The sequence below is a fragment of the Vulcanimicrobium alpinum genome (assembly GCF_027923555.1).
Lineage (GTDB): Bacteria > Vulcanimicrobiota > Vulcanimicrobiia > Vulcanimicrobiales > Vulcanimicrobiaceae > Vulcanimicrobium > Vulcanimicrobium alpinum.
On the sequence record NZ_AP025523.1, the window covers coordinates 1,225,423 to 1,239,059 of the forward strand.

Annotated in this window: 13 protein-coding genes; 12 read left to right on the plus strand and 1 reads right to left on the minus strand. The window is 69.1% G+C overall.

The annotated features are described in order from the left end of the window. Nucleotides 1–124: 124 nt before the first annotated feature. The 12 genes from WPS_RS06100 (at nucleotide 125) to WPS_RS06155 (ending at nucleotide 13,108) form a co-directional block, all read left to right on the plus strand. Nucleotides 125–436 carry a zinc-ribbon domain containing protein gene (locus WPS_RS06100; RefSeq protein WP_405054937.1) on the plus strand — a complete coding sequence of 104 codons (312 nt, stop codon included), beginning with the start codon at nucleotides 125–127 and terminating at the stop codon, nucleotides 434–436. Between the two features lie 26 nt (nucleotides 437–462). Continuing rightward, nucleotides 463–1,449 (plus strand): S-methyl-5-thioribose-1-phosphate isomerase, encoded by a 987-nt coding sequence (mtnA, locus tag WPS_RS06105; RefSeq protein WP_317996957.1) that lies wholly within the window; start codon nucleotides 463–465, stop codon nucleotides 1,447–1,449. A 15-nt stretch (nucleotides 1,450–1,464) separates the two neighbouring features. Further along, nucleotides 1,465–2,451 carry a DNA polymerase III subunit delta gene (gene holA, locus WPS_RS06110; RefSeq protein WP_317996958.1) on the plus strand — a complete coding sequence of 329 codons (987 nt, stop codon included), beginning with the start codon at nucleotides 1,465–1,467 and terminating at the stop codon, nucleotides 2,449–2,451. A gap of 139 nt (nucleotides 2,452–2,590) precedes the next feature. Further along, complete coding sequence (locus WPS_RS06115) at nucleotides 2,591–3,499, plus strand: hypothetical protein (RefSeq protein WP_317996959.1); 909 nt, start codon at nucleotides 2,591–2,593, stop codon at nucleotides 3,497–3,499. 120 nt (nucleotides 3,500–3,619) lie between these two features. Continuing rightward, nucleotides 3,620–5,017, plus strand: coding sequence for an adenylosuccinate lyase (gene purB / locus WPS_RS06120; RefSeq protein ID WP_317996960.1), 1,398 nt, complete (start codon nucleotides 3,620–3,622; stop codon nucleotides 5,015–5,017). Between the two features lie 5 nt (nucleotides 5,018–5,022). Next, nucleotides 5,023–6,246 carry a phosphoribosylaminoimidazolesuccinocarboxamide synthase gene (locus tag WPS_RS06125; protein ID WP_317996961.1) on the plus strand — a complete coding sequence of 408 codons (1,224 nt, stop codon included), beginning with the start codon at nucleotides 5,023–5,025 and terminating at the stop codon, nucleotides 6,244–6,246. Beyond that, nucleotides 6,243–8,546 (plus strand): phosphoribosylformylglycinamidine synthase subunit PurL, encoded by a 2,304-nt coding sequence (gene purL / locus WPS_RS06130; protein WP_317996962.1) that lies wholly within the window; start codon nucleotides 6,243–6,245, stop codon nucleotides 8,544–8,546. The genes WPS_RS06125 and purL overlap by 4 nt, the downstream gene beginning before the upstream one ends. Beyond that, nucleotides 8,546–9,340, plus strand: a complete 795-nt coding sequence (purQ, locus tag WPS_RS06135) for a phosphoribosylformylglycinamidine synthase I (protein ID WP_317997504.1) — start codon at nucleotides 8,546–8,548, stop codon at nucleotides 9,338–9,340. Before purL ends, purQ begins: the two co-directional genes overlap by 1 nt. Beyond that, a complete protein-coding gene (locus tag WPS_RS06140; RefSeq protein WP_317996963.1) occupies nucleotides 9,337–9,777 on the plus strand; it encodes a hypothetical protein in 441 nt (146 codons plus the stop codon). Before purQ ends, WPS_RS06140 begins: the two co-directional genes overlap by 4 nt. Before the next feature lie 56 nt (nucleotides 9,778–9,833). After that, on the plus strand, nucleotides 9,834–10,856 hold the full coding sequence (locus tag WPS_RS06145) for a formate--phosphoribosylaminoimidazolecarboxamide ligase (protein ID WP_405054938.1): 1,023 nt from the start codon (nucleotides 9,834–9,836) through the stop codon (nucleotides 10,854–10,856). Continuing rightward, nucleotides 10,795–11,943 carry a hypothetical protein gene (locus WPS_RS06150; protein ID WP_317996965.1) on the plus strand — a complete coding sequence of 383 codons (1,149 nt, stop codon included), beginning with the start codon at nucleotides 10,795–10,797 and terminating at the stop codon, nucleotides 11,941–11,943. The genes WPS_RS06145 and WPS_RS06150 overlap by 62 nt, the downstream gene beginning before the upstream one ends. 10 nt (nucleotides 11,944–11,953) lie before the next feature. After that, a complete protein-coding gene (locus WPS_RS06155; protein ID WP_317996966.1) occupies nucleotides 11,954–13,108 on the plus strand; it encodes a DUF1297 domain-containing protein in 1,155 nt (384 codons plus the stop codon). Here WPS_RS06155 and WPS_RS06160 read toward each other — a convergent pair. Next, the gene (locus tag WPS_RS06160) at nucleotides 13,105–13,581 is read right to left on the minus strand and encodes a GNAT family N-acetyltransferase (protein WP_317996967.1); all 477 of its coding nucleotides are present in this window, start codon (nucleotides 13,579–13,581) and stop codon (nucleotides 13,105–13,107) included. The genes WPS_RS06155 and WPS_RS06160 overlap by 4 nt on opposite strands. Nucleotides 13,582–13,637 lie beyond the last annotated feature (56 nt).

The following is a 13,637-nucleotide window of genomic DNA, read 5'->3' on the forward strand; positions in this document are numbered from 1 at the left end:
TCGGGCGATTGCCAAGAGACCCGTGCTACCGTATACTCCCCCCTACGACGCAGCCCTAGGCGGCGCCGTGTTTCTCATCCGCTACCCAGGGGGGCCAGGGCGGCTGACCGTCCGGCCGAGGTCGGTGTATCAGAACAGAGTTTTGACCTGTAAGGACTGCGGCAACACGTTCGACTTCACGGTCCGCGATCAGATGTTCTACGCGGAGAAGGGGTTCGAGAACGAGCCGCAGCGGTGTCGCGACTGCCGCGCTGCGCGCAAGTCGCAACGGACGAACGGCATGGGCGTGCCGTCGTCGACGGCCGGTTTGCGCGAGATGTTCGACGCGGTGTGCGCGCAATGCAACGCCGAGACGACTGTGCCGTTCCGTCCGCGCGGTGACCGCCCGGTGTACTGCCGCAACTGCTACTCCGCGATGAACGCCGTGCGGGCGTAGCCTCGTCCTGCGCCGAATCCGCGGGTGTGGATTCGGTCTGGTACGACGGCGACGCCGTCGGATATCTCGATCAGCGCGCGCTCCCGCGCGAGGTCGTGCGCAAGCGCGCCCGGAGCGTCGACGACGTCGTCGACGCGATCGCGACGCTTGCGGTGCGCGGCGCGCCGGCGATCGGCATCTTCGGCGCCTACGGCGTCGCGCTCGCCGCGCAGCTGCACGCGGGCGATCGCCCTGCATTCGAAGCGGCGGCGCAGCGCATCCGCGGGGCGCGTCCCACGGCGGTGAATCTCGCGTGGGCCGTCGACCGCGTCCTGCAGTCGCCGGGAGCGGAGCGTGAAGAAGCGCAGCGCATCCACGAAGAACAGCGCGACGTCGACCGGCGCATCGGCGAAGCGGCGATCGAGCTGTTTCCGGCGATCGGCAACGTGCTCACGCACTGCAACACCGGCCCGATCGCGACCGGCGGCGACGGCACGGCGCTGGGCTGCTTCGTCGCCGCGCATCGTGCCGGGAAGAAACTGCACGTGTTCGTCGACGAGACGCGCCCGCTGCTGCAGGGCGCGCGGCTGACGATGTTCGAGCTGCGCGAAGCCGGTCTGCCGTGCACGCTGATCGTCGACAGCGCGGCTGCGATCACGATGCAGCGCAAGGATGTGCGCGCGATCGTCGTCGGCGCCGACCGCATCGCGCGCAACGGCGACACGGCGAACAAGATCGGCACCTACGGCGTCGCCATCGCCGCGGCGCATCACGGCATTCCGTTCTACATCGCCGCACCGCGCTCGACGTTCGATTTCGCGATCGAATCCGGCGATGCGATCCCGATCGAGGAGCGCAACGCCGACGAGGTGCGCATCGCCGCCGACGATCCGGTCTACAACCCCGCCTTCGACGTCACGCCCGGCCGCCTCATCACCGGCTTCATCACGGAATACGGCGTACTCGCCCCGCCCTACGCCGACGCCGTCCCCGATCTCGAACACCGCCCCTGCCTCGCCGCGTTGTCACGCTGAGGGCGGGAGCGCTTCGTGAAGTACTACGAGTTCGTCGATAAGGAGCCGAAGATCGATGGTTTGGTCGTCATCGAGGGCGACGAACCGATGCTGGCGCAGCGCGCGCTCGATGCGATCCTCGATCGCCTGCTCCCGCTCGACATTCGCCAGCTCAACTGCGACGTCGTCGAGGGACCGGAGACCGACGCCGTCGGGCGCGTCGTCGGCGACGCGGTGAATGCGATGCCGTTCCTGGCCGAGCGCCGCGTCGTCGTCGTGCGCAACTGCCACCGCATGCGCGCGCAGCCGCGCCGCGATCTCTGGGCTGCGGCCGAAGGGGTCCCTGCCGGCAACACGCTCGTCCTCGAAGATCTTTTTCCGCCGAAGAAGGCGACGAAGCCCGAGCCGTTCGGTCAGCTCGCGGGGCGCAAGGCGCTGCGCATCGATACGACGCCCAATGCCGACGTGCGCGAACGCTTCGTCCACGAAACGCTCGCGCGGCTCGGCGCGAAGGCGCAGCCGCGCGTGGTTGCCGTCCTCTCTGACGGCGACGCTTCGCTCGGCGCGATTCAGAACGATCTCGAGAAGCTGGCACTCCTCGGCACCACGATCACCCTCGCCGATCTCGAGCGCGAGAGCCTCGACGTGGAGGACGCCAAAGCCTGGCACTACGCGCAGGCGCTCGTCGAGGGACGCCCCGACGAGGCGCTGGCGATCGCGTTCGAACTCTTCGCGAACGATCCGCGCGGCGCGGCGATCCCGCTGGCGAGCGCGCTCGCGAACGACTTCGCGTTGCTGTGGGAGCTCGCACGCCCCGGCGGCGGCGCGATCCCGGCGCGCCATCGCTGGCGCGAGCGCGCGCTGCGCCCGATCGCGCGGCGGATCGGCGAACGCCGCGCGCGCTACGGTTACGAGGCCGCGGTGCGCGGCTTCGAAGCCGTGGTGACGGGGCGTATCGACGATCCGCGCGCAATGATCGAATTGCTCACCGCCGACCTCGCGGCGCGCCTCGCATCACGGTAGAGGCCGGGATTCCCCTTTCGGCTCGCTCCCCAAAGGATTCATTTTGCGTAGAATCCAACGTCGGCCACGAACGCGGGTCCGCTAATCGCTGACCTGCGTCGCCGCTCGTCATTCGGCTCCTTGAGAGGTCACTCCACGCATGCGTAGTCTCCTCGCCCGTTTTGCCGTCCTCGGCACCTTCGCAGTCTCGCTCGCCGCGTGCTCGAGCGGCAACGGCTCGACCCTGCCGTTCGCCGGGACGCCGAACGCCGCGGGCGCCAATTCCGGCACGTTCCAGGCCGGCGCGTCCGGCTCGGCTCTGCTGCGGTTCATCCAGGGCTCGCCGGATTCCGGAACCGGCGCCGCGGGCGCGGTTGACGTCTGCCTGGATCAGCAGCCGCTGACCCCGGCGGCCGGCGCCGTCTCGGTCGCCTACAAGGGCGCCTCGACCCTGCAGACCATCACGTCCGGCATTCCGCACACGATCTCGGTCTACGCGTCGCTCGGCGGGAGCAACGTCGGCGCGGAATGCGCGAACGCGCCGAACCCCTACCTGGGCAGCGCGGCGATCAAGACGACCAGCTTCACCCCGGCCGCGAACACGCGGTACGACCTGGTGCTGGCGGGGACTCAGGCCAGCAAGACCGCGCAGCTCATCCTCTTCACGATCGGCGCGAACGTGTTCGCGACTGCTCCGGCCGGCGCCGAGACGATCTCGCTCAACGCTGCGCCGGCGTATACCGCGATCAACAAGGGCATCGGCTTCGGGCAGTGCACGACGGTCGCGGTCGCTCCGGCGACGTGCGGCACGCCGACCGTCCTCGCGGGCGCCGGCAACCTCGCCTCCGGAAGGTTCGCGACCTCGCCGATCAACGGGATCCCGGCCGGCGGCTTCTACGACGGCATCGGCGTCGCGGCGGGGAACCCCGTCCCGGTGACGGTGATCGCGGCTCCGGCCGCGGCGGCCGGCCAGCCGTACGTGATCAACCTGGTCGCCGTCGATCAGATCGGCGCGACGACCCTCGGGCTGATCGCGATCCAGGAGTCGACGCTCGGCTACGGCTTCTAAGCTGAATCGGATCCGTCTCACCACCTGCGAAGGGGTCGCCGAACGGCGGCCCCTTCGTTGCTTCCTACGTTGGTCGTCGAGGCCGTTCCGGAACACGGCGCGAAAGCGACGCGCCGGACCGTGAACGATACGTCATACGCCTCGCCGTTCTCGTGGCGCTACGCGCGCCCAGCGCTGCGCGAGATCTTCTCCGAACGCGAGCGACGCAAGCTCTGGCGTGCCGTGTGGATCGCGCTCGCCGAAGCGCAGCAGCGTGCCGGCCTGGTCAGCGCGGCCGAGGTCGCCGACCTGCGCGCGCACCGCGACGAGATCGATCTCGACGCGGCGCTGGCGATCGAGCGAGAGATCGGGCACGATCTCATGGCGGAGATTCGCGTCTTCGCCCGCCAGGCGACGGTCGGCGGCGGGAAGATCCACCTCGGCGCAACCTCGATGGACATCGAGGACAACGTCGAGACGTTCCGGATGAGGCTTGCGCTGGCGCGCATCCTCGAGGCGCTCGACGAGCTGCTGCTCGCGTTCGCCGCACGGATCGAGCGCCACGCGGACCTCGTGTGCATGGGCTACACGCACCTGCAGCCTGCCGAACCGACGACGCTCGGCTACCGGCTGGCGGTCTACGCGCAGGATCTGCTGATCGATCGCGCGATGCTGCACGCCGCACGCGAGCAGTTGACGGCGAAGGGGATCCGCGGCGCGGTCGGCACATCGGCGTCGTACACGCGTCTGCTCGACGGCACCGGCCATTCGCCGCAGGAACAGGAAGACGAGGTCCTCGCGCACTTCGATCTGCAGGCGCGCGACGTCGCAACCCAGACCTATCCGCGCAAGCTCGACTACCTGCTGCTCTCGACGCTCGCCGGGATGGGCGCGTCGCTGTCGAAGTTCGCCTTCGACGTGCGCATCCTCGCGAGCCCGGGGTTCGGCGACATCGCCGAACCGTTCGGCGCCAAGCAGGTCGGCTCGAGCGCGATGCCGTTCAAACGCAACCCGGTGATGGCCGAACGCATCGACTCGCTCGCGCGTCTGCTCCCCGGCTACGCCGACGCGGCATGGCAAAACGCGGCGACGAACCTGCTCGAGCGCACGCTCGACGACAGTGCGAACCGCAGAACGATCCTGCCGGAAGCGCTCCTGTGCAGCGACGAGATCCTCACCCTCGCGAAGAAGATCGTCGAGGGGCTGCGCGTCGACGAGCGCCGCATCGCAGAGAACCTGCGCACCTACGGCCCGTTCGCGGGGACCGAAGCGATTCTCATGGAGGCCGCCAAGCGCGGCGGCGACCGTCAGGAGCTGCACGAAGTGATTCGCGAGAGCGCGATGCACGCATACGACGCGCTGGCCGCCGGCGAGACCAATCCGCTCGCGCGCCTGCTCGCCGACGACGAACGGATCGGACGCTGGGTCGACCCCGCCGAAGTCCGCGAACGTCTCGACCCGACCTCCCACGTCGGCGACGCCCCCGAACGCGCGCGCCGCCTCGCGAAGCGCATCCGCGACACCGTGCCGAAGCAGTAATGGCGATGAAGAAAGGGCACGAGATCGCGCGCGGTAAAACCAAGGTGCTCTACGAGCTCGAGGGCCAGCCCGACGTGCTCGTCGTGCAGCAGCAGGACGCGATCACCGCCGGCGACGGCGCGCGCCGCGACGTCATCGAAGGCAAGGGCCGCATCGCGGCCAAGACGACCGCGCGCGTCTTCCGTCTGCTCAACCTCTGCGGTCTGCCGACGCACTATCTCTCCGGCGGCGAAGACGACGACGACAACGAGATGCTCGTGCGGCGCGCGCAGATGATCCCGCTCGAGGTCGTCGTGCGGGGCGTCGCCGCGGGCTCGCTGGTGCGCCGGCGGCCGGGGATCCAGCGCGGATCGCTGCTCGTCCCGCGGCTGATCGAATTCTTTCTCAAGGACGACGCCAACCACGATCCGCTGATCGATCCCGACACGATTGTCGCGCAGGGGATCGCGTCGCCGTCCGACGTCGCGACGATGACCGAGCTCGCGCGCATCACCTACGAGATCCTCGCGCACGCGTGGCGCCGCCGCGACGCGCTGCTGGTCGATCTGAAGATCGAGTTCGGCCGGCTCGCAAGCGGCGAGGGGAAGGGCCAGCTCGTCATCGCCGACGTCATCGACAACGACGCGTGGCGCGTGTGGCCGCAGGGCCGCGAAGACCTGATGCTCGACAAGCAGATGTACCGCAACCTCGAGACCGTCACCCCGGCCGATCTCGAGCACGTCAAGGCGCGCTACGAGCAGGTCGCCGAAATCGTGGGAACGTTTCCGCAGATGCGGCCGGGGATGGTCGCGGTGCTGATCGACGGTCCGGAGAACGTTCCGCTCGCCGAACCGGTCGCCCAGGAGCTCTCGCGCTACGGTCTGCCGATCGTCCGCCACGTCGTCTCGGCGGCGCAGACGCCGGGCTACGCCCTGCAGCTGCTCGCGCAGCTCGATGCCACGTTCGCCCGGATCATCTATACGGCAGTCGGCGCGCAGCCGGGCGTCGCCGTGCTCGGCGCGATGCTTGCCGCGAACACCGCGAACGCCGTCGTCGCGACCGCGACGTCGCCGGTGCAGGCTGCGAGCGAAGCCGCGCTGCAGATCGCGAAGACGTTCGCGCTCGACGACACCGTGCTGTTCGGGCGCGTCCTGCTGATGCAGGCGAACGCGCGCAGCGAGGTGCTCTCGGCGGACGCACGGCTCAACGCGCCGCCGCCGGCGCCTCCGCCGGGAGTCGCGCGGGCATGACCGCGGCCGCGCACGACGACGCCGTCGCGCTCGGCCGCCGGCTCGGCGTCGCGCTCTCCGGCGACGAACTGCACCGGATCGCCGCGCATCTCGGCCGCGTCCCGACGCCGACCGAACTCTTCGCGTTCGACGCGCAATGGAGCGAGCATTGCTCCTACAAATCGTCGCGCGAGCACTTGAAGAAACTTCCAACCGACGGGCCGAGCGTACTCCTGGGCGTCGGCGAAGACGCCGGCATCGTACGGCTGGGCGAATGGCAGGGCGAAACCTACGGGATCGTCGTCGCGCACGAGTCGCACAACCATCCCTCGCAGGTCGTCCCGTTCGAAGGCGCCGCGACCGGGATCGGCGGGATCGTCCGCGACGTGCTGTGCATGGGCGCCGAGGTGATCGGCGTCGCCGATCCGCTGCGCTTCGGGCGGCTGGAGAACGAGCATTGCCGGTACGTCGCGCAGCAGGTCGTCGACGGGATCGCCGCCTACGGCAACGCGATCGGCGTCCCCAACGTCGGCGGCGACGTGTTCTTCGACGACTCGTTCGACGACAACGTGCTGGTCAACGTCGTCGCGCTTGGGCTGGTGAAAGAGAAGGAGATCATCCACTCGCGCGCTCCCGAGAACAGCGTCGGCTGGGACATCGTCCTGGTGGGAAAAGCGACCGATCGCAGCGGATTCGGGGGCGCGTCGTTCTCGTCGCTCACGCTCGACGAAGACGATGCGGAACAGAACAAGGGCGCCGTGCAAGTCCCCGACCCGTTCCTGAAAAACGTGATCATGCGCGCGTCGTATGCGGTCTTCGCGGCGCTGCGCGAGCAGAAGATCGTCGCGGGATTCAAGGACCTCGGTGCCGGCGGGCTGGCGGGCTGCAGCGCGGAACTCTGCGCCGCCGGCGGCAAAGGCGCCGAGGTGGAACTCGAGCGCGTCGCGACGGCGCAGCGCGATCTGCCGCCCGAAGTGATCGCGATCGGCGAGACGCAGGAACGGCTGTGCTGGATCGTGCCGCCTGCGTTCACGCCGACGCTGCTCGCGATCTACAACGAGATGTACGCGCTGCCGCGGGTCGCGCGCGGCGCATGCGCGGCGGTGATCGGGAAAGTGACCGACACGCGGCGGTACGTGGCGCGGCTGCACGGCGAGACGGTGATGGACGTCGATCTGGAGTTTCTCACCGGCGGGATCCGGTACTCGCGTCCGTTCACAATCGCCCCGCCGCCGGTCGACGATGCGGCCGAACGCGACCGCGAACTGCGCGACGTCGCGGCCGCGGGACACCCGACGCTCGGCGCGCTGCTGCGCGACGTGCTGGCGCATCGCGACGTCTGCTCGCGCGCGACGATCGTGTGGCGCTACGACGGCGTGGTGCGCGGCGCGACGTCGATCCCGCCCGGTTATGCCGATGCGGGCGTGCTCGTCCCCGTCGCCGGCGCGCCGCTGGGCGCGGCGACGGCGATCGGCGGCAACCCGCGCTACGGAAAAATCGACGCACGTCGCGCGGCGCAGCTCGCCGTCGTCGAAGCGATCGGCCGCGTATCGGCCGTCGGGGCGATCCCCGCCGGGCTCACCGACTGCTTGAACTTCGGCGATCCGACGGTTCCCGAGCAGATGGGCGCGTTCGTCGCGGCCGTCGACGGCCTCGCCGACGCGGCGCGCGCGTTCGACGTTCCGTTCGTGTCGGGGAACGTCTCGCTCTACAACCGTTCGTCGTCGGGAAATCACGTCGCACCCTCGCCGATCGTCGCCTGCATCGGGACGCTCGCCGACGTCGCAGTCTCCGCGACGCGCGGTTTCAAAGTTCCCGGCGCGGCGATCGTCGTGACGGCGCCGCTGCAGGACGCGCTCGGCGGCTCGGTGATCGCCGAACGTCTCGCTTTGCGGACGCGCGCGCTGCCGCGGATCGACGAGCGGCGGTTCGCCGCGGAGTGCGCGCTTGTGCGCGCGGCGCTGGAGCGCCGTGTGGTCGCGTCCGCGCATCTCGTCGGCGACGGCGGCCTGCTTACCGCGATCGCAAAGATGGCGCTCGCATCGGAGCGCGGCTGCGGCTTCCGCGTCGATCCGAAGCCGCTCGCCGAACCGCTCGGACACGAAGTGCTGTGGTTCGCCCAGACGCCGGCGTTCGTGCTCGAGGTCGTCGACGCCGATGGGTTCGCGCGGTTGACGGCCGAGATGCGCGTCGCTGCGTACGACGCCGGCGAAGTACTGGCCGACCCCGTCGCCGCGATCGGCGACGAACGGATCGCGATGGCGGAGCTGCGCGAAGCGTGGGAAGCGCCGCTGCGCGACTTCTACGGAGCGGCGGCGTGATGCTTCGAGGGGCTCAGCATGACAGGGCGCGGGTCGCCGTCGTCGTCTTCCCGGGGACGAACAGTGAGGACGAGACGCTGCGCGCGGTGCGCGCCGTGGGCCTCGACGGCGCAATCGTCCATTGGTCGCAGCCCGAAGCGCTCGCGCACTTCGACGCGTTCGTCCTGCCCGGCGGGTTTGCGTACGAAGACCGTATCCGCGCCGGCGCCGTCGCCGCGCACGACGCGGTGATGGATCCCGTGATCGACGCGGCGCGGGCCGGCAAGTTCGTGCTCGGCATCTGCAACGGCGCGCAGATCCTCGCGGAAGCGGGGCTCGTCCCCGGAACCGGTCCGCTGCGGCGGCCGACGGCGGCGTTCGCACCGAACGCGGGCGGCCGCTTTCAATCGGTGCATGTGTACGTGAAACTCGTCGTCGCGCCCGCGCGCGTCCCGATCCTCGCGGGGATCGAACCGGGCGCCGTGATCCCGGCCTGGGCCTCGCACGGCGACGGCCGCCTTGTCGCGCCGCCGGAGGAACTCGAACGGATCGTACGCGACGGTCATCTCGCGTTCGTGTACGCGGATCGTGACGGCACGACGACAGCGGCACCGAACGGTTCGGCGCTCGACTGCGCCGCGCTGGTCAACCGCGCGGGCAACGTCCTCGCGCTCATGCCCCATCCGGAACGCGATGCGTGGACGTTTCAGCACCTCGACGGCACGCGCGACGCTGCAACGATGCTCGCGCCCTCGGGCGGGATCCGCTTCTTCGAAGCGTTCGCGCGGGCCGTGCGCGGCATGGTGACGGCGTGACGCGCCGCACGTTCACCGTCTCGCTCACGATCCCCGACAACGAAGCGTTCACCGCCTACGAGACGCTGGCGCGGCTCGGCCTCCCGGTCGCGCGCGTCGTGCGCAGCGACGTGTGGCTCTTCGACACCGACGGCGACCTGCCCGAACTCGCGACCACGATCGCGTCGATCGAGACGATACACAACCCCAACAAGCACCGCCTGGCCGAACGGCCAAGCGACGCACCCGCTCCCGGCGAGGTATGGATCGCCGCCCGTGACGAAGCCCCGGCGACTCTCGTCGCGGGTCGCGCGATCCCCGGCGTGCGCGCGATCCGTCGCCGCACGGCGTGGCGCCTGCTCGACGAAGGCGGCCGCGACGTCGATCCCGGCGTATTGACCAGAGCGGTCGAGACGTTTCTCTGCAATCCCGCGTTTCAGGTGGCAACGACAGCATGACGATGATGGTAGAAACCTACGCCGAGGGGCGGCAGCGCGACAGCGGCGTGGGCGAGATGTATACGATCGCCACGCTCGGGTCGCACTCGGCCCTGCAGATCCTCAAAGGCGCGCACGACGAGGGGTTCAAGACGCTGGCGATCGCGAACCGCGAGACCGAGCGTCTGTATCGATCGTTCGCGTTCGTCGACGAAGTGATCACGATCGACAAGTACAGCGACTTCATGCTGCTCGTCCCCGAGCTCGAGAAGCGCAAGATCATCATCGTCCCGCACGGCTCGTTCGTCGCGTACCTCTCGCTCGAAGACCACAAGAAGATGCGCATCCCGTACTTCGGGAACAAAGCGGTTCTCGATTGGGAAGCGAGCCGCGAGCTGCAGCGCGACTGGCTGCTGCGCGCGGGGCTGAAGCTGCCGCGCCAGTTCAAGACCGGCGCCGAGATCGACCGGCCCGTCATCGTGAAATTGTACGGTGCGCAGGGCGGCAAGGGCTACATGTTCCTGCGCGACGCGATGGACTTCGAGGAGCGCGCGTCGCTGCTCGCGCGGCAGAATTACATCCTGCAAGAGTACATCATCGGCGTCCCGCTCTACATCCACTATTTCTACTCGTCGCTCACCGGCAAGCTCGAGATCATGTCGATGGACCGGCGCTACGAGACAAACGTCGACTCGCTCGGCCGCATCCCCTCGCAGGCGCAGGCCGGGATGGACGTCGACCCTTCGTACGTCGTCGTCGGCAACCAGCCGATCAGCCTGCGCGAGTCGATGCTCGCCGAAGCCTACCGGATGGGCGAAGACGTCGTGCGGGTAAGCCAGGAGATATGCGGACCCAAGGGGCTCTTCGGCGCGTTCTGCATCGAGACGATCATCACGCCCGACACGAACTTCTACATCATGGAGATCTCGGCGCGCATCGTCGCCGGGACCAACCTCTTCATCGACGGCTCGCCGTACTCGTATCTGAACTACAGCGAACCGATGTCAACGGGACGGCGTATCGCGCGTGAAATCAAGAATGCTCTGCTCTCCAACTCGCTCGACACGATCCTCGACGATTCGACGATTCAGCATCACTAGGGCCGCGGCCGCGCTGGCGGCGCTGCTCGTCGCGGCGGCGCCGGCGCTTCCGGCGCGAGCCGCGCTCGACATCGACCCCGCCGTCATGTACAAGACGATGAAGGCGGTGTATGACAAGGGCGCCGCGTCGGGCTGGCATCTCGCGGACAAGCTCGACTATTTCTCGACCGTCCTCGACGCAGGCCGCGCGTACGAACTGCGTCGCCGCGACGACCCGCAGAACGCCGCGCTCAAAGGGATCACCGTCGACCTCGCCTCGCAGCTCCAGTACGATCCGCTGATCAGCAACGACGCGGCGGAGTGGTACGTGCGCCTTTCCGCGACGGCGTACGCGAACGACCCGCAGCGCGGCGCCGCGGCGCAGGCGATCATCGCGAAGCTCGACGCGGAGGATGCCGACCCGGGCCGGCTCGCACGCGACGCCGACACCGACGCCGCGGCGCTCGCGCAGCAGTTCCCGAACGACGTCCAGGCGCTGCTGGGTCAGGTCGATGCGGATCTGCGCGCATACAACCTCACGCAGGATACCGCGTGGCGGACGCTCGCGCTGCAGCGCGCGGCGCAGGCGACGTTCCCGATCGCCTCGGTGCCGCAGGATTTGGGGCGCGAACTCTTCCCGATCGTGGACTCGGCGCGCAACGCGGGGGCCGGTTATTCCGACGCGGAGCGCGCGGCGGCGCGGGTCGTGGCATCGCACCGGGCCTCGGCGCACGGCTTGCCGGTGATCGGCCGCGTCCTCTCGCACAATGTCTACCTGGTGATCACGGCGCCCGCCGACGAGTACTTCGGGCGCACGAAGCTCTCGCCGATCGGCGTGCGCAACGAGATCACCCGGATCGGCAAATACCTCGACGCCGGCTGGGGCGGCCGCATGACGCAGGACACGCTGTACGTGATCGACTCGCTCGAGGATTGGCAGCATCAATATCCGCGAGACTACGAACTGCCGCGCCTCTACAAGCGCGTGTACGATACGCTCGCGCGTGAGGATACCGAGGCGGCGAAGGAGGCCGGCAAGGAGGTCCGCCGGATGCTGATCGTCGCGTATCCCAACTCAACCGAGGCGCGCAGCTTCCTCTCGTCGTAGTGGGTTCGGCGTGCCGCCGAACCCCTCACCGGCTTTCGACCTGCCGGGCACGCTGACGTCCTACGACTCCGGCCGGCTCGCGCTGTGCTCGATCGGCAGTCACTCGGCGCTCGAGGTCGCGGCGGGCGCGCGCGCGCAGGGTCTGCGCAACCTGATCGTCACCGAACGCGGCCGCAACGCGACCTACGACCGGTACTACGCCCGCCGCTTCGACGGACCGCCGCGCGGGTGCGTCGACGCGACGCTCGAGCTCGAACGTTTCGCCGGCATCCTCGACGACGACGTGCAGGAGAAGCTGCGCGCCGCGCACGTCGTGTTCGTGCCGAACCGGTCCTTCGAAGTCTATCTGCACCAGCGCTACTCGTACGCGGAGATCGAAGCGCGGATGCGGGTGCCGTTCTTCGGAAATCGGCGGCTGCTGCGCGCCGAGGAGCGCGACGAAGCCGACAACCAGTACGCGCTGATGGCCAAGGCCGGGATCCGCTTTCCGCGTCAGTTGTCCTCGCCCGATCAGATCGATCGGCTGGTGATGGTGAAGGCGCCGCACGCGACCGTCTCGTTCGAGCGCGCGTTCTTTCTCGTCCGCACCGAGCGCGAGTACACGCACATGGCGCAGCGGCTTCTCGAGGCGGGAACCGTCACGCCCGAAGGGCTGCGCGGTGCGGTGATCGAGGAGTACGCGCTCGGGCCGACGATCAACCTGAACTTCTTTTGGTCGCCGATCATCGGCGAGCTCGAACTGATGGGGACCGACACGCGGCGTCAGACGAACAAGGACGGGTTCGTCGGCTTGCCGTTCGCGCAGGCGCGCGACTTGGCCGACGAGCCGATGCGGATGGAAGAAGCGGGACACATCGCGGCGACGCTGACCGAATCGATGCTCGAAAAGGCGTTCGATTTGGGAGAGCGGTTCGTGCGCGCCGCGCGCGAGGTCGACGGCGTCGGCGTCATCGGTCCGTTCGCGTTGCAGTGCGTGATCGTCAGCGGTCCGCCGAAGGACTTCGTCGTCTACGACGTCAGCCTGCGGATCCCGGGCTCGCCCGGGACGCGCTACACGCCGTATTCCTCCTACCGCTGGGGCCGCGATGTCTCCGTCGGCGAGCGCATCGCAATGGAAGTCGTCTGGGCCCGCGACGCCGGCCGGCTCGCCGACGTGCTGACCTAAGCGTCCTCGAAGAATCGGCGCATCAGCACCATCGGCGAACGCGTGAACCCCGCCCGCCCGTAGAACCGCTGCGCGTTCACGTTGTCGGCATCGGTGAGCAGGCTGACGCGCGCGCAACCGTGCCTCTGCGCGCAGGCAACGGCGTGCGCGATCAGGGCGTCCCCGACCCCGCGCGCCCGCGCAGGGCGGGCGACGACCATGTCTTCGAGCCAGGCAACGCGTCCGCCGAGCGCCGTGCTCAGGGTGTAGAGCAGGCTCACCATCCCCACCGTCGCGCCGGCGACCTCCGCGACGAAGAGCGTGCCGATCTGCGGCGCCCCGAGCAACGCGACGAGCGCGCGTCGCTGCACGGCCGGATCGGGCGCGAACTCTGCTTCCAGCGCGAAGAGTTCGGCGAGCAGATCGACCATCGTGTCGATGTCGGCCGCGCGCGCCTCGCGCAAACGTGGGCGAAGCGTGCCGGGAGCGTCCATGCGCAGAGGATTCACCGTGCGCCCGCGGAGTCATCGGACCCTCCGGCGAACCTTCT